We start from the raw sequence: 14,906 nt of genomic DNA, 5'->3' as shown, positions 1-14,906 counted from the left end.
GGAGCGACTCAGTACAGTTCACACCGGAAGGGCGCGAACGCGCCCGTCACGGCCGATTCGAGCGCGTCGGTTCGGGTGAGCCGGCCGCCGGTGAACACGCCGGCCGCGCCCTCGTTTTTCGCGATGTCGTCGGTGCCGAGCACGTCGTCCATCACCGGCCCGAGTTCCTCGCCCGCGTCGATGCGGTCCGCGATGCGGTCGGGGAGCGCAAGGCTCGGGCCCGCCGCGCGACCGACGCGCTCGCCGTCGGTCACGGCCGCCCACATCACGAGATACGTGTCCCGCCCGTCGGTGCCGTCGCCGGCCGGGAAGGTCGCGACGCCGCCTTCGATGCCGACGCCGAAGTCGTAGTCGCCCGCGTCGAGGGCTCGTTTCGCGCGGGTGACCGCGCCCGCGATGGTCTCGTCGTTTCCCGTCGGCTGTTCGGAGACGCCGGAGTCGACGGCGACCGCCGCCACGGAGGCGTCGGGGCAGGTTCGTTCGACCGCGCGCCGCTTCACCGGGTTGCCGCTTCCGACCGCGATGTCCATGTCGATAGCGCGTCGCCCGGTTATTTCCCTTCGTCGGATTCGGTCGCGGTCGTGCCCGCCCACGGCTCGGGGAGGTCGGCGTCGGGGTGCAGCAGTCTCGCGAGGCGGTCGACGCCGGAGACGACGGCGGGGCTCGGCTGATTGAGAAGCGAGTCGTCGACGGCGTGGACCGCGGCGTCGAGGTTCCACCCGCGGGCCTCGAACGCCTCGGGGTCGCCGCGTTCGCCCTTCCCGCAGGGGTGGAGAACCACGTGGTCGGGGTCGGCGGCCGCGACGGTCTCGGGGTCGACTTCGGCGGACCGCTCGCCGGGCGCAACGAACGGGGCAGAGCCGCCGGCGGCGCGGACGAGGTCGGGGACCCAGTTGCCGGCGGCCATCGGCGGGTCGGCCCACTCCTCGCAGTAGACGGTCGAGTGGTCGCGGTCGGCGACCGCGTCGGCGACGCGGGCGAGGTGGTCGCGGCAGTCCTCGGCGAGCGTCGCGCCGGCGCTGGCGTCGCCCGCGGCGTCGCAGACGACGGGAAACGAGTCGAACACCTCGGCGAGCGTCGCGGGCGCGACGTGGAACACGTCGTAGCCGCGGTCGCGGGCCGCCGCCGCGACGTCCGACTGGAGGTCGTCGCAGGTGCAGACGGCGTCGGCGTCGAGTTCGTCGACTCGGTCGAAATCTGGGTTCAGCCAGCCGCCGACGACCGGCTTGTCGGTCGGCGAGTGAACGGTCGCCCCGACGACGTGAGCGTCGAGACCGGCGGCATCGAGGATGGCCGTCGCGCTCGGCGCGAGCGAGACGACGCGGGGGTGGGCGGCCATGCGTAGTCGTGGCAACGCCCCTTCGAGAAAAGTATGTATCGCGTCACGGTCGGCGAGAAGCCGCCGCTGAGTGACCGGTGAATCGCCGAATCCCTCACGAACCTCAATTGTCCGTGTGACCGTCTCACACGTACAAACGACGCCGCTGGCCGAAAGCGATACCAAACCATTTATGCGGTCGTCTGCGGTTGCTGGTGTTACGGACAGCATCCGGGTTCTAGCCGCCTCTAACCACCCCCTCCCGGAGCACCCGCCGTCGTATCCATGAGTGAACGAATCTGGACCCGAAACCCCGGCGCACAGGAGCAGGAACGAAACACGCAGAACGGCCGACAGGAGGCCGAAACCGAACAGGAAGACACGAAGGGCGACACGCTGCAGTGTCCCGAGTGTGGCGGTCACGTCGTCACCGACGACGAACACGGTGAGACCGTCTGTAACGACTGCGGCCTCGTCGTGACCGCGGACTCCGTCGACCGCGGCCCCGAGTGGCGCGCGTTCGACGCCCGCGAGAAAGACGAGAAGTCTCGCGTCGGCGCGCCGACGACCAACACGATGCACGACAAGGGCCTGTCGACGAACATCGACTGGCGCGACCGCGACGCGTACGGGAACTCCCTCGGCGCGCGCCAGCGCCAGAAGATGCAGCGGCTCCGTAAGTGGAACGAGCGGTTCCGCACCCGCGACTCCAAAGAGCGCAACCTCAAGCAGGCGCTCGGCGAAATCGACCGCATGGCCTCCGCGCTCGGCCTGCCCGAGAACGTCCGCGAGACGGCGTCGGTCATCTACCGCCGCGCGCTCGACGACGACCTCCTGCCCGGCCGCTCCATCGAGGGCGTCGCCACGTCGTGTACCTACGCCGCCGCCCGCATGGCCGGCGTCCCACGCTCGCTCGACGAAATCGCGGAGGTCTCGCGCGTCGAGAAGAGCGAGGTCGCCCGCACCTACCGCTACATCGCCCGCGAACTCTCGCTGGAGGTCAAGCCCGCCGACCCCGAGCAGTACGTCCCGCGGTTCGCCAGCGAACTCGGCCTCTCCGACGAGTCGAAGATGCGCGCGCGCCAACTCCTGAAGAACGCCAAGGAGAAGGGCGTCCACTCGGGTAAGTCGCCGGTCGGCCTGGCCGCCGCCGCCGTCTACGCCGCCGCCCTCCTCACCAACGAGAAGACCACGCAGGCCGCCGTCAGCGACGTGGCCGACATCTCCGAGGTCACCATCCGCAACCGCTACCACGAGCTCCTCGAAGCCGAGGAGAACCTCGGCCTCGTCTGAGCACGCGCCGGACGACCGCGCCGGACGGCGGTTCGAATCGGACGAGACGACTCGATTTTCGGTTATTCGCTCATTAGCGGCGGCGCTGGTCGGGACGAGTGGCCGGCCGGAGCTTCGAACCGCGCGGACCGCGACGCGGGACCGACCGGCTCCGTACCGAGGCGAAGGGTTTTGTTTCGGGGCGAACACGTCCGTACGATGCGCACGACTCACGCCCTCACGGTGGGCGACGCCGCCGACACCGGACTCGCCGACGAGAGCGTGAACCTCGTCGTCACGTCGCCGCCGTACCCCATGATAGAGATGTGGGACGACCTCTTTTCGGCGCGCGACGACGCCATCGCGGCGGCGCTCGACGAGGGCGACGGCGACGCGGCGTTCGAGGCGATGCACGAGCAGCTCGACGCCGTCTGGGACGAGGTGGCCCGCGTGCTCGCCCCCGGCGGGCTGGCTTGCGTGAACGTCGGCGACGCGACCCGGAGCCTCGACGGGTCGTTTCGCCAGTACCCCAACCACGCCCGCGTGCTCACCGCGCTCGGCGAGCGCGGGCTGACGCCGCTTCCGGACGCCGTCTGGCGCAAGCCGACCAACAGTCTGACGAAGTTCATGGGGTCGGGAACGCTTCCGACGAACGCCTACGTCACGCTCGAACACGAGTACGTGCTTGTGGTCCGCAAGGGCGAAGCGCGGTCGTTCCCGCCGGGCGACGACCGGCGCTACGAGAGCGCCTTCTTCTGGGAGGAGCGAAACCGCTGGTTCTCCGACCTCTGGGAGTTCGGCGGAACCGACCAGCGCCTCGATTCGGGCACTAGAGAGCGCTCGGCGGCGTTCCCCGTCGAGCTTCCGCTCCGGCTGATTCGGATGTACTCCGTCTACGGCGACACCGTCTTCGACCCCTTCGCCGGGACCGGGACGACGACGCTCGCGGCCATGCTCGCGGGCCGAAACTCGGTCGGCTACGACCTCGACGCCGACCTCGTCTCCGGGTTCGAAACGCGGCTCGACGACCTCCCGGAACGCTCGCGCGCGGAGGTCGAACGCCGGCTCGACGACCACCGGGAGTTCGTCGCCGACCGCGACGAGCGCCCCGGCCACGACGCCGAGCACTACGACTTCCCGGTCGTGACGAAACAGGAGCGTCGCATCCGTCTGTACCGCGTGTCGTCGGTCGAGGCGTCGGCCGACGGGTCGGACCGCGAGTTCGTCGTCGAACACGAACCGCACGACGGATCCGGGGCAGCCAACGCCGCGGGAACGCCGCCGACTTCGGAAGACGCGCAGACGACCGACTAACCTCGAAACGCTCTAATCAGGGGTGTTCGAACGCGTACGGTCAGGATTCGGTTCGGTTGACTGACTATCCGATAATCCAGACGTTTAAGAGTGCGGACGACGACGCCAACGAACAATGCCCGATGCTCGTCGTCGCGCGTTCGTCGCAGCCCTCGTCGGCGTGGTTGGTGCCTCGCTCGGAATCGCCGGGGCGGGCCACGTCTACCTCCGCGAGTGGCGACGCGCGATTGCGTGGTTCACCTTCGTCGTCGGCGCGGGGCTGGTGTTGCTCTCGACGTTCGCCGACCCGGCGACCGTGACCGTGGACTCGGTTCCGAGAGAGGTGCTGATTCCCGTCCTCGGACTGCTGTTCCTGAGCGCGCTCGACGCCTACCGCGTCGGGATTCGCCCCCGCGGCCGCAACGCGAACGGCGAGCCGACCTGTCCGGTCTGCGGCGGCGAACTCGACCGAAACCTCGACTTCTGTCCGTGGTGTGCGACGGAACTCGAATGGTACACGGTCGAAACATAAAGGCGCTCCCGTCGGCGGCCCGCCTCGAAAAAACGGTTCTCCGGAATTACTTCTCGATGATGCTCTCTTCGACGGCCTCGCCGAAGTGGCGAGCCGTGTCCTCGTAGTAGATGAGCATCTCGTCGCCGGGTTCGAGGTCCGTGACCGCGGTTCGTCCCTCGCGGGTGTGAACCTTGATGGTCTCGGCGTTCTGCAGGAGCGTGGTGACGCGGTCGCCCTCGTAGTCGGCGGAGATTCGGAACATCGGTCGCTTTTCTATCTTCACGCGCCCGACGATGGCCTCGCGGGTGTTCCCGTTCGTGTCGATGAGCTGCACCTCGTCGCCGCTTTCGAGTTCGGAGAGGTAGACGGTGCCGCCGTCGGGAGTCCGCGCGTAGGCGTGGACCGCGCCGGCGTTGACCCTGAACGGCCGAGACGCGACGTACGGGGATTTCGCCGTCTCGGCGTGGACAAAGAAAAGGCCGCGAGCCATCGAGCCGACGAGCATCCCCTCGTCGTGGTCCATGATGGTGCCCGTGTCGACGCAGACGCGGTCGGCCATGCCCGTGCGTTCGACCTCCGTGACCTCGGCCCAGACGAGGTCGAGCGACTCGCGTTCGGCCTCGTCGCGGACCTCGACGGTCTTTCGAATCTCGTCGGGGTCGTCGCTGTCGAGGAGGACGCCGTCGGAGCCGAGTTCGAGCGTCTCGAAGGCGGTTTTGGCCTCCTCGGCGGTCGTGACGCCAGCGATAAGGTCGGTCTCGTCGCCGATGCGGGCGATGAGGTTCTCCAGCGGGATGATGGTCCAGTCCTCACCGATGACGATAGTGTAGTCGCCGTCGCGAGCGGCCTCCTCGGCGAACGCCTCGTAGTCCTTACTCAGGATGCGGACGTACGACCCGTTTGCGAGGTCGTCGCCGCGGCGGAGCGTCGTCAAGTCGGCAGAACCGGAGAAGTCGGAGGGGAGTTCGACGGTCGCGTCGCCCTCGCCGTCCTTGCCGACGATGTAGGCGTCGGCGAGCGCCTCGGGGTCCGCGTCGTCTTCTTCCGCTTCCATCACGTGGACGTCGGCGTCGGTCCGAAACGCGGCGATGTTGACGTCGCCGAGTTCGCGCACCTTCTCGACGTCGGCCTCGTCGACGAGAACCCAGTCGACGCCGGCTTCCAGTCCGGCCGTGATGCGTCGCTTCCGCGTCTCCCAGTCGCCGACCGCGTCGTCGGCTTTGAGCCAGACGCTTCGTGTCATTATCGACTTCACTCGGTGGGTGGGCTTGAACGTGGCGAATGAATCAACGGACGGCGAACGGGTCCCGGCGGGTCGGTGCGGCCGCACCCCGCCAATTCTATATCGCGCTATACGATTTATTTTAGGTATCCGGTCCCAACTTCGAGGTTGAACGACCGATTCGAACGCGCTGACGCGAACCCAAGACTTCGGGCTGTTGGGTCCGGAAAACGGGTTCGTAGAGCACACGGTGGTTACGGCCGAGTTCGGAGGGTAACTCCCGCGGTCGAATCGAAGACTTCGACCGGGGGTGTCGAGTCCAAAACCCGCTCTGATAGGACGATGACTGAGACGCAGTTCGGAACGAAATTTCGCGGTCAAACCGATTGTGATGCCCGAACCTCCGACGGGTTGGGAGACGAGTTCGACCGGGCTGTCGCGGTACTGACTCACAGACACAGAATAGGTCGGAACCGTACACGCACCACCCGACATTCCGCACGAAACTCCGGGGGTAAGTGGGAAAGACGCACGTCCGTCGTCCGTCGCCGTCATCGACAGAGGACCGGTGACGCAGGTCGCGTTTCGGGAACGGTACGCCGTCGCCGACGCAGAAAGACGGAGCAATCGAATGCGGGCCCGAATCCGTTGGACCGTTCGGCGAGCGCCGGGGAAGTCGAACTGTGTTGGGTTCGACCGAGAGTCGTCGAGAAATACTACCCGCGCGCGGCGTTTCCCGACCAAATCGAAGCTCGATAAACCAGTTACGGCGATATAAAATCAGTCAGAACGCGTCAAGCCCCGTCTGGACTGCGCCGCGCTCGTGGTCGAGGAGCGCGCGCTTCAGTTCGACGCCGCCAGCGGCGGAGAAGCCGCCGAGGGAGTCCGCGCCGACGACGCGGTGACACGGGACGACGAGCGGGACCGGGTTCCGCCCGCAGGCCTGGCCGACGGCGACCGCGTGGCTGTCGAGTTCGGCCGCGACCTCGCCGTAGGTTCGCGTCTCGCCGTACGGAATCGACGCCATGACGCGCATCACCTCGCCGGTGAACGAGTCGGGAAACCGAACGTCCGCGTCGAACTCGCGGCGCTCCCCGCGTTCGTACTCGGCGAGCTGTGTTCGGAGCGAGTCGGTCGAACATCCGAGAAGTCGTTCGTCCACGGCGACCGCGAACTCCCACATCGTGACGCGCATGCTCGGGGTTCGCGCTCGGCGGGTATCTATCTGTAGGCTGGATGCCGAAGGAAGCCGAAAACAGAAACGTCGTCCGAAGAGGGCCGCGTTACGCTTCGATACCGAGGCCGGCGCGTTCGAGGGCCGTATCGGCGTCGGCGTCGTCGTGGATGACGGCGCTCACGGCGCGGGTGATGGCTTCGGGGTTCTCGTGTTGGAAGATGGAACGGCCCATCGAGACGCCGGCCGCGCCGGCGTCCATCGTGCCGCGGACCATCTCGACCGTCTCGCGGTCGGTACCGCGGCTCCCGCCGGCGATGACGACCGGCAGGCGCGTGGCCTCGACGACGCGGCCGAAGGAGTCTGCGTCGCCGCTGTAGGCCGTCTTCACCACGTCGGCACCGACTTCCTCGGCGAGGCGAACGGCGTGGGCGAGCGCCTCGGGGTCCTGTTCGTCGATGCCGGGGCCGCGGGCGTAGGACATCGCGAGGACGGGCACGCCGAAGTCGGCGGCGCGGGAACAGAGGTCGGCGAGTTGGGTCATCTGGTCGGGCTCGTAGTTCGAGCCGACGTTGATGTGGAAGGAGACGGCGTCGGCACCGACGCGGAGGGCGTCTTCGACGGTACCGGTGAGTCGCTTGTCGTTTTCGTCCGGGCCGATGACGGTCGAGCCGTTGACGTGGACGATGTATCCTTTGCCGTTTTTGTTCGGGTGGACGCGCGGGGCCGTGCCCTTGTGCGTGAGGACGGCGTCAGCGCCGCCGCGCGTGATGCCGTCGATGGTGGATTCGATGTCGACGAGGCCCGTGACCGGGCCGAGGGTGATGCCGTGGTCCATCGGGACGATGAGGTATCGCCCGTCTGTGGAGATGCGTTCGAGTCGTGCGGAGAGTCCGATGTCTGTGTTCATGTATGAGAAAGGGTGGCAGAGCAGTTATGTGCGTTCCGGATGCGGTGGGCGTTGCGAGGCGCCAGCCACTGCACCTTCTTTCAACTCGCGGGCGAGCGTTTCGAGGCGGTCGGCGACCGTCTCGGCGTCGTCGCCGTTCTCGTGGCCGTCGGCGACGTCGTCAGACGCAGTCTGACGGGCTGCCGAAGTTCCTTCGGCAACGATGTCCACGAGCGCGCTGCCGACGATGATGCCGTCAGCGCCGCTCGCGACGATGCGCTCTGCGTGGTCGCCGCTGCTGATACCGAAGCCGACCGCCTTGGGCACGTCGTAGTCGGCGAGTCGTTCGAGCGACGAGCCGGTCTGGTCGGAGACGCTCGACTGCGCGCCCGTCGTGCCGAGGCGCGCCTGCACGTAGACGTAGCCCGAGACCTGTTCCATCATGCGGTCGAGGCGCTCGCCGCGGGTCGTCGGCGCGACGATGAAGACGAGGTCGAGGCCGAACTCGTCGCAGGCCTCGCGGAGCGGGCCGGCCTCCTCGGCCGGCAGGTCGGGAACGACGAAGCCCTCGATTCCAACCTCGGCCGCCTTCTCGACGAACGGCCGCGGGCCGGGGTCATCTCCGTAGCGGTAGATGAGGTTGTAGTAGGTCATGCAGACCAGCGGCACCGACACGTCGAGGTCCTCGACGAACTCGAAGAAGCGCGTCGGCGTCATGCCGCCTTCGAGCGACCGAACGACCGCGTTCTGGATAGTCGGTCCCTCAGCGATGGGCTCCGAGAACGGAAGCCCGAGTTCGATGATATCCGCGCCGCCGCGTTCGAGCGCCTCGACGTATTTCAGCGAGGACTCGTAGTCGGGGTCGCCGGCGGCGAGGTACGGGATGAACGCCGGTCCGTCGGCGAAGGCGTCTTCGAGCGACATCACAGGCCCCCCGTGAACTCGTCCATGTTCGGCGCGATGTCGATGTCGCGCTCGTAGGTCTCCTCGATGGCCGATTCGAGGTCCTTGTCGCCGCGGCCGGAGACGTTGACGACGACGTACTCGCCGAGGGCGTCCGCCTCCGCCGAGTCGGGCGCGTCGGGACCGACGACCGATTCGAGGTAGCCGAACGCGTGGGCCGACTCCAGCGCGGGGATGATGCCCTCCATCTGCGAGAGCCGGTGGAACGCGGTCAGCGCCTCGTCGTCGTCGACGTTGACGGCAGTGACGCGACCGGTGTCCACGAGATACGCGAGTTCGGGACCGACGCCGGCGTAGTCGAGGCCGGACGACACCGAGTGCGACTCCATAATCTGGCCGTCGCGGTCCTGTAGGAGCCGAGTGCGAGCGCCGTGGAGAATCCCCTCCGACCCGGTCGTGAGCGACGCCGAGTTGGGCGCGACGCCGGCTTCCTCGTCGACTTCGAGCGTCGAGCCGCCGGCCTCGACGGCGTAGAGCGCGGTCTCCTCGTCGTCGACGAACTCGGCGAACGCGCCCATCGTGTTCGAGCCGCCGCCCGCGCAGGCGACGACGGCGTCGGGGAGCCGACCCAACTTCTCTCTGGCCTGCGTGCGGGCCTCCTCGGAGATGACCGACTGGAAGTCTCGGACCATGCTCGGGAACGGGTGCGGGCCGACCACGGAGCCGATGACGTAGTGGGTGTCTTCGACGTTGGTCGCCCAGTCGCGCATCGTCTCGGAGATGGCCTCCTTGAGCGTGCCGCGGCCGACGGTGACGGGGTTCACCTCCGAGCCGTTGAGTTTCATCCGGAAGACGTTGGGTCGCTGGCGGTTGATGTCGCGCTCGCCCATGTAAATCTCGCAGGGCATATCGAGGTGGGCGCAGGCCATCGCCGTGGCGGTGCCGTGCTGGCCCGCGCCGGTCTCTGCGATGATGCGTTCTTTGCCCATGTACTTCGCCAGTAGGACCTGCCCGAGCGCGTTGTTGAGCTTGTGCGCGCCGCCGTGCAGGAGGTCCTCGCGCTTGAGGTAGACCTCGCGGTCGTAGCGCTCGGAGAGTCGGTCCGCGCGCTGGAGGGGCGTCGGCCGCCCGCCGAAGTCCCGCAGTCGCGCGCGGAAGTCGTCCATGAAGCCGTCCTCGTTGTCGAGGACGTACCGCTCGTACGCGTCGGTCAGTTCCTCGATGGCCGGCATGAGGGCCTCGGGAACGTACTGTCCGCCGTAGTCGCCGAACTTGCCGTCTGCGCTCATTGTGTGAGTGTCTCCGTGTTCTGTCGTACGTCGCCGTCCATGATGGCGGTCCCGACGAGGAGGGCGTCGGCACCGGCCTCGCGCATCCGCCGCGCGTCTTCGACCGACTTCACGCCGCTTTCGGCCACGAGGAGCACGTCGTCGGGCGCTTCCGGCGCGAGTTCCTCGAACGTGCCGAGGTCGACTTCGAGTTTCCCGAGGTCGCGGTTGTTGATGCCGATGATGTCGGCTCCGGCCGCGAGCGCCGCCGTCAGTTCCTCGCGGGTGTGGACCTCCACGAGCGGCTGGAAGCCGCGGTCGCGGGCGGCCTCAACGAGGTCGGAGAGGTCCTCGCCGACGAACCGCGCGATGAGGAGCACGAGGTCGGATTCCACGACATCCAGTTGGGCCTCGTTCATGATGAAGTCCTTGCGGAGGACGGGCACGTCGACGGCCTCCCGGATGCGCCGCAGCGACTCGGCCGAGCCGCCGAAGTGCTCGGGCTCTGTGAGGACCGACAGCGCCGTCGCGCCGCCGGCGACCATCTCGCGGGCCAGTTCGACCGGGTCGTCCTCGCGGACGCCCTCGGTCGTCGGACTCGTGGGCTTCACCTCGGCGATGACCGGGACCCGGCCCGCGGCCTCCGTCGCGGCCACGGCCTCGGGGAACGACCGCGCGTCGACCGACACGCGCGTTTCCCCGCCGGGTCGCTCCCGCGCGGCCTCCAAGATGGCGCGCACGTCGGGAGCTAATTCGTCTCCACTAGCGTTCATTGATGTACACTAACGCACGTATTTGTACATAAGGCTTGCGTCGTCGGGGACACTCACCGTCTCTCACGTGCACGCGGGCGAGCGGCGCGCGGAGACGGACCCGAAACCCCGCGCCGTCGCCGGAAGGGTCAAGCGTCCGGCGACGGGAGCCGAACGTATGCCCGTCTCGGGAATCTACGCGCGCGAATCGTCCACACTCGGCCGCCCCGTGCAGGTCGGCGTGGTCAGCGGAAAGGTCATCAACGTCTCGTTTCCGGACTCGCTGCCGGCGGACGCCGAGTCGGAACACGACCACCTCGACGCCGTGTTGGCCGCCATCGACCGGGGCGAGACGGACCTCTCGTCGGTCCCTATCGGTCTGACCGTCCCGACCGACCAGCGGAGCGTGCTGGAGTCGCTTCGGAACGTCCCGCAGGGCGAGACGGTCGATGTGGCCCTGCTCGTCCGCATGGCCGGCCTCGACCCCGAGGACGACGACTCGAAGCGCGTCGTGCGCGAGGCGCTCGCGGCCAATCCCGTTCCGGTCGTCGTCCCCGACCACCGCGTGAAAGACGGCCCGAGCGCCGCCCCCGACGACGTGGTCGAAGCGCTCCGGAAGTCGGAAGGAATCTAGTTTTCGCTCGTTGTCGCGGTCGCGGTCACCGCCGCCATCGTCACGGTCATCGTCGCAGTCGCCGGAGTTCAGAAGGGCATCGCGTCGGTCTCCCGGCGGAGCGCGAGGTAGCCGAGCAGGCCGCCGAGGAGGAACAGCGTGCTCGCGAGGCCGACGGACCCGACGCCGGTCGCGAGTTCGGCGAACTGTGAGATGCCCGCGAGGACGAAGCCGCCGCCGGCGACGTACTTGAGTCGGCTGTCGACCGGAATCCTGAGCGTGACGACGCCGAGGAGAATCGCCGTCAGTCCGAAGGCAGCGTCGGCGGCGAGCCGGAGCGTCGGGTTCCCCGTGGCGAACGCCGCGACGACGAGCGCCAGATAGCCGATGAGCCCCGCCTGCGTCAACTGCCGCGTGTCGATATCCATACTGGCTACGCGTGATGCGGGCACTTGAACGCATCCCCGCGTCGCCGCCGCGACGGCGAGCGGTTCGGCGGGACTCGACGGCGCGTCCGACGCACGCTACCAGCCGAACAGTTCGTGGCCGGCGAACTCCAGCGCGTTCACGAGGTAGTGGGCGACGACCACGACCAGCAGGCTCTCGGTGAGGACGAACGCCGCCGCGAGGACGAACCCGAGGAGGCCGGTGACGATGATGCCGAGTCGGCCCTGCGCGCCGTGACCCGCGCCGAAGGCGGCCGACGACACTGCCGCCATGAGCCACGGCGACACGTCGAAACCGGCGGCGACCGCCCCCACGAGCGCGCCCCGAAAGAGCAGTTCCTCGAAGCCGGCGATGAGCGGAAGTGCGACCGCGAACAGGAACACCCAGCCCGCGGTCGTCCGCGGCGTCAACGACTCGCGGACCGCCTCGTCGGGCGCGACGCCGAACCGCTCGCTGACCGTCGAACCGACACGGTTGGCCCCGTAGAGCGCGAGTCCGAGTCCGACGCCGACGGCGAGTTGCGTCGGGAGGTCGGCGGCGGAGAGGCCGAGCGCCGCGGCCGGCACGCCCGCGTACCACGCGCCGAGGCCGAGAAAGCCGCCGAGAAAGGCCTGCGAGAGCGCGACGTTGGCGAGCAGGAGATGCGGCGGGAGGTCCTCGGCGGACGCCGAGCGCTCCGAGACGGCCGAAACGGGGGCCGCGGTGACGCCGGGCGGCGTCGCCCGGTCGGAGTCGGCGTCGAACTCAGGTTCGGAGTCGGACTCGGGGCCAGCGTCAACGTCAGCGTGGGCGTCGCCCGCAACGTCGGCCTCCGCGGGCGTCGACGGCTCGGGACGCGGTGACGCGCCGGTCGAGTCGACCGAGAAGGAAGCCAGAGAGACGGTGTCGAGTTCGGCCGACCAGTCGGTCTCGTCCGACTCGGCAGCGGTCGGAACGGAGTCGTCCGCGGCAGTCGCTCGGGAGTCGGAATCGGAAGCGCCGTCGCCCGGAGCGGCGGGCGCGTCGAGTGCGTCGGAGCCGGTCCCCTCCGCGTGCGGGACGCCGCGAGAAAAGTGTGCGAGAGAGAGTAAGACGGCGAGGACGAGGCCGGTGAAGCCCGCGAACGCCGCCCAGTCGGTCATCCGGCGTTACTGCGGGCTGGGGCTGGAGGGGCCCTTGACGCCCTGGCCCTTGTTGAGGGCGGAGCCGGTGATGCTCTTGAGGCGGTCCACGAGCGAGTCCTTCTCAGGTTCGCCTTCGAGGGCGACGTCGAGGACCTCGCTGATGTGCGAGACGGGGATGATGTCGACCATCTCCTTGTACTCGTCTTCGATCATCACGTCCTGCTCGTTGGCGGCGGGGATGATGACCGTCGAACAGCCGGCCTTCGCGGCGGCTTCGATTTTGTGGGTGACGCCGCCGACCGGGAGCACGTCGCCGCGCACCGACAGCGAGCCGGTCATGGCGACCGACTGGTCGATGGGGATGTCCTCCAGCGCGGAGATGACGGCGGTCGCGACCGTGATGGACGCGGAGTCGCCGTCGACGCCCTGCTGGCCGGTCTGGACGAACTGCACGTGCACGTCCATCTCCGAGAGGTCCTGGTTGGAGAACTTCTTGATGATGGCCGAGACGTTCTGGACGGACTCTTCGGCCATCTCCTTGAGCTGGCCGGTCGCGATGACCTGGCCGGGACCCTGCGAGGGCGTGACTTCGGCCATCACGGGGAGCATGATACCGGAGTCTTCGCCCATGACGGCGAGGCCGTTGACGCGGCCGGTGACGAAGCCGTCGTTGACCGAGAGCTCGTAGTCCTTGCGGCGCTCGATGTACTGGTCCGCGATCTGCTGTTCGATGGAGCGCGCACGGCGCTTGGCCTGCAGCACGTGGTCACGGGTGGTCAGCTCGGCGTTCTCGCCGCGGGCGATGTCGCCAGCGACGCGGACGAGGCCGCCGAGGTTACGGAATTCGAGGGTGAGGTGGCCCTTGCGGCCGGCGCGGCGGCGGGCTTCGAGGATGAGCTCCTCGACCGCCTCCTCGGTGAAGTGCGGGAGCCGCCCGTCGTTGGTGACCTCTTGGGCCACGAAGCGCGCGTACTTGCGGCGCATCTCGGGGGTGTCCTCGATGGTGTCGTCCATGTACACCTCGTACCCGTACCCCTTGATACGGGAGCGGAGCGCGGGGTGCATGTTCTCCATCGCGTCGAGGTTACCCGCGGCGATCATGATGAAGTCCGTCGGGACGGGTTCGGTCTGGACCATCGCGCCCGAGGAGCGCTCGGACTGGCCCGTGATGGAGAACTCGCCCTCCTGGATGGCAGTCATCAGGTGCTGCTGGCTGCGCACGTCGAGCGTGTTGATCTCGTCGACGAACAAGACGCCCTTGTTCGACTTGTGAATCGCGCCGGGTTCGACGCGGTCGTGGCTGGGCGTTTCCATGCCGCCGGACTGGAACGGGTCGTGACGGACGTCGCCGAGGAGCGCACCCGCGTGGGCACCCGTCGCGTCCTGGAAGGGCGCGGACTTCTGGTCCGCGTTGTTCACGATGAGGTTCGGAATCATCGCGTCGCTGCCGCGCGAGCCGTAGCGGAACGCGAGGTAGATGATACCCGCGGCGAGGATGCCGAGCAGGACCTGCTGGGCGATGATGAGCGAGTAGCCCAGCACGACCGCGATAATGATCCACATGAGGAACGAGCGCATCTGGTTGCGCTTGCGTGCCTCCTCTTTGTGCGCCTCGACGATTTGGTCACCCTTGCCCGCGGGGACCGTGCGGACCTTGGGGCGATTGCCGTCGTCGGGGTTGTGGTAGACGAGCACGTCCTGCAGCTCCTCGCGGGGGAGAAGCTCGGACATCGCCTTGGCGAGCATCGACTTCCCCGTCCCCGGGGAGCCGATCATCATGACGTGGCGGCGCTGCTTGGCCGCCTTCATGATGACGTCGCGGGCGTGCTCCTGCCCGATGACTTGGTCGACGAGGCGGTCCGGAACGGGAATCTCGTCGGTCGTCTCTATCCGGAGACCACCGAGGAGGTCGTTCTCGTCCACGTTCTCGGCCACGTCGGCGTCGATTTCGACATCGCTCCCGAGGTCGTCGATCGTCTTCTTGTCGACCTCTTCGGCCTCGTCGTGCTGGAGCGTCCCCCCGTCGTCGATGCCCTCTTCGGAGGGCGCGTCGTCGGGTGAATCCTCCCGCTCGTGGAGGCTGTCGTCGGTGTTCGTATCGTTACTCATAGAACTGTCGTCGCTACTTCTAACGTAGG

At 68.0% G+C, this 14,906-nt stretch carries 15 protein-coding genes; 4 read left to right on the top strand and 11 right to left on the bottom strand.

The features are described from left to right. Window positions 1-8 precede the first annotated feature (8 nt). Together yjjX and C5B91_RS02460 are read right to left on the bottom strand one after the other, a co-directional pair. The gene (gene yjjX, locus C5B91_RS02465) at window positions 9-530 is read right to left on the bottom strand and encodes an inosine/xanthosine triphosphatase (protein WP_049968159.1); all 522 of its coding nucleotides are present in this window, start codon (window positions 528-530) and stop codon (window positions 9-11) included. Window positions 531-550: 20 nt separating this feature from the next. Then, window positions 551-1,339, bottom strand: coding sequence for a helical backbone metal receptor (locus C5B91_RS02460; RefSeq protein ID WP_049968158.1), 789 nt, complete (start codon window positions 1,337-1,339; stop codon window positions 551-553). A gap of 264 nt (window positions 1,340-1,603) precedes the next feature. On the opposite strand from C5B91_RS02460, the gene C5B91_RS02455 reads away from it, so the two are divergent. The 3 genes from C5B91_RS02455 to C5B91_RS02445 all read left to right on the top strand — a co-directional run bounded on the left by C5B91_RS02455 (window position 1,604) and on the right by C5B91_RS02445 (window position 4,415). Then, complete coding sequence (locus C5B91_RS02455; protein WP_004971221.1) at window positions 1,604-2,611, top strand: transcription initiation factor IIB family protein; 1,008 nt, start codon at window positions 1,604-1,606, stop codon at window positions 2,609-2,611. Between the two features lie 198 nt (window positions 2,612-2,809). Next, complete coding sequence (locus C5B91_RS02450) at window positions 2,810-3,904, top strand: site-specific DNA-methyltransferase (RefSeq protein WP_115819046.1); 1,095 nt, start codon at window positions 2,810-2,812, stop codon at window positions 3,902-3,904. Window positions 3,905-4,019: 115 nt separating this feature from the next. Beyond that, window positions 4,020-4,415 carry a hypothetical protein gene (locus C5B91_RS02445; protein WP_008092253.1) on the top strand — a complete coding sequence of 132 codons (396 nt, stop codon included), beginning with the start codon at window positions 4,020-4,022 and terminating at the stop codon, window positions 4,413-4,415. Between the two features lie 46 nt (window positions 4,416-4,461). Here C5B91_RS02445 and C5B91_RS02440 read toward each other — a convergent pair whose 3' ends face one another. From C5B91_RS02440 to trpC, 6 genes are all read right to left on the bottom strand, one after another. After that, the gene (locus C5B91_RS02440) at window positions 4,462-5,640 is read right to left on the bottom strand and encodes a 3-dehydroquinate synthase II (RefSeq protein ID WP_004972657.1); all 1,179 of its coding nucleotides are present in this window, start codon (window positions 5,638-5,640) and stop codon (window positions 4,462-4,464) included. Between the two features lie 763 nt (window positions 5,641-6,403). Beyond that, entirely contained in the window at window positions 6,404-6,814 is a 411-nt protein-coding gene (locus C5B91_RS02435) for a methylated-DNA--[protein]-cysteine S-methyltransferase (protein ID WP_008092251.1), read from the bottom strand. A gap of 88 nt (window positions 6,815-6,902) precedes the next feature. Continuing rightward, window positions 6,903-7,703, bottom strand: coding sequence for a 2-amino-3,7-dideoxy-D-threo-hept-6-ulosonate synthase (locus C5B91_RS02430; protein WP_004972661.1), 801 nt, complete (start codon window positions 7,701-7,703; stop codon window positions 6,903-6,905). A gap of 24 nt (window positions 7,704-7,727) precedes the next feature. Further along, a complete protein-coding gene (trpA, locus tag C5B91_RS02425) occupies window positions 7,728-8,606 on the bottom strand; it encodes a tryptophan synthase subunit alpha (RefSeq protein WP_008092248.1) in 879 nt (292 codons plus the stop codon). Continuing rightward, window positions 8,606-9,874 (bottom strand): tryptophan synthase subunit beta, encoded by a 1,269-nt coding sequence (trpB, locus tag C5B91_RS02420; protein ID WP_008092247.1) that lies wholly within the window; start codon window positions 9,872-9,874, stop codon window positions 8,606-8,608. The genes trpA and trpB overlap by 1 nt, the downstream gene beginning before the upstream one ends. Further along, on the bottom strand, window positions 9,871-10,626 hold the full coding sequence (gene trpC / locus C5B91_RS02415) for an indole-3-glycerol phosphate synthase (protein WP_115819045.1): 756 nt from the start codon (window positions 10,624-10,626) through the stop codon (window positions 9,871-9,873). Before trpC ends, trpB begins: the two co-directional genes overlap by 4 nt. Window positions 10,627-10,783: 157 nt before the next feature. Here trpC and C5B91_RS02410 point away from each other — a divergent pair, with 157 nt between their 5' ends. After that, entirely contained in the window at window positions 10,784-11,239 is a 456-nt protein-coding gene (locus C5B91_RS02410; protein WP_115819298.1) for an MGMT family protein, read from the top strand. Between the two features lie 68 nt (window positions 11,240-11,307). Here C5B91_RS02410 and C5B91_RS02405 read toward each other — a convergent pair whose 3' ends face one another. From C5B91_RS02405 to lonB, 3 genes are all read right to left on the bottom strand, one after another. Continuing rightward, window positions 11,308-11,646 (bottom strand): hypothetical protein, encoded by a 339-nt coding sequence (locus C5B91_RS02405; RefSeq protein WP_004972673.1) that lies wholly within the window; start codon window positions 11,644-11,646, stop codon window positions 11,308-11,310. A 96-nt stretch (window positions 11,647-11,742) separates the two neighbouring features. Beyond that, on the bottom strand, window positions 11,743-12,786 hold the full coding sequence (locus C5B91_RS02400) for a CPBP family intramembrane glutamic endopeptidase (RefSeq protein ID WP_008092238.1): 1,044 nt from the start codon (window positions 12,784-12,786) through the stop codon (window positions 11,743-11,745). Window positions 12,787-12,792: 6 nt separating this feature from the next. Then, window positions 12,793-14,877 (bottom strand): ATP-dependent protease LonB, encoded by a 2,085-nt coding sequence (gene lonB / locus C5B91_RS02395; RefSeq protein WP_008092235.1) that lies wholly within the window; start codon window positions 14,875-14,877, stop codon window positions 12,793-12,795. Between the last annotated feature and the right edge of the window lie 29 nt (window positions 14,878-14,906).

It is taken from the genome of Haloferax sp. Atlit-10N (assembly GCF_003586325.1).
GTDB classification, from domain to species: Archaea; Halobacteriota; Halobacteria; order Halobacteriales; family Haloferacaceae; genus Haloferax; species Haloferax prahovense.
Note: the sequence above shows the minus strand (reverse complement) of the source record. Positions and strands in the feature narration are given on the sequence as shown.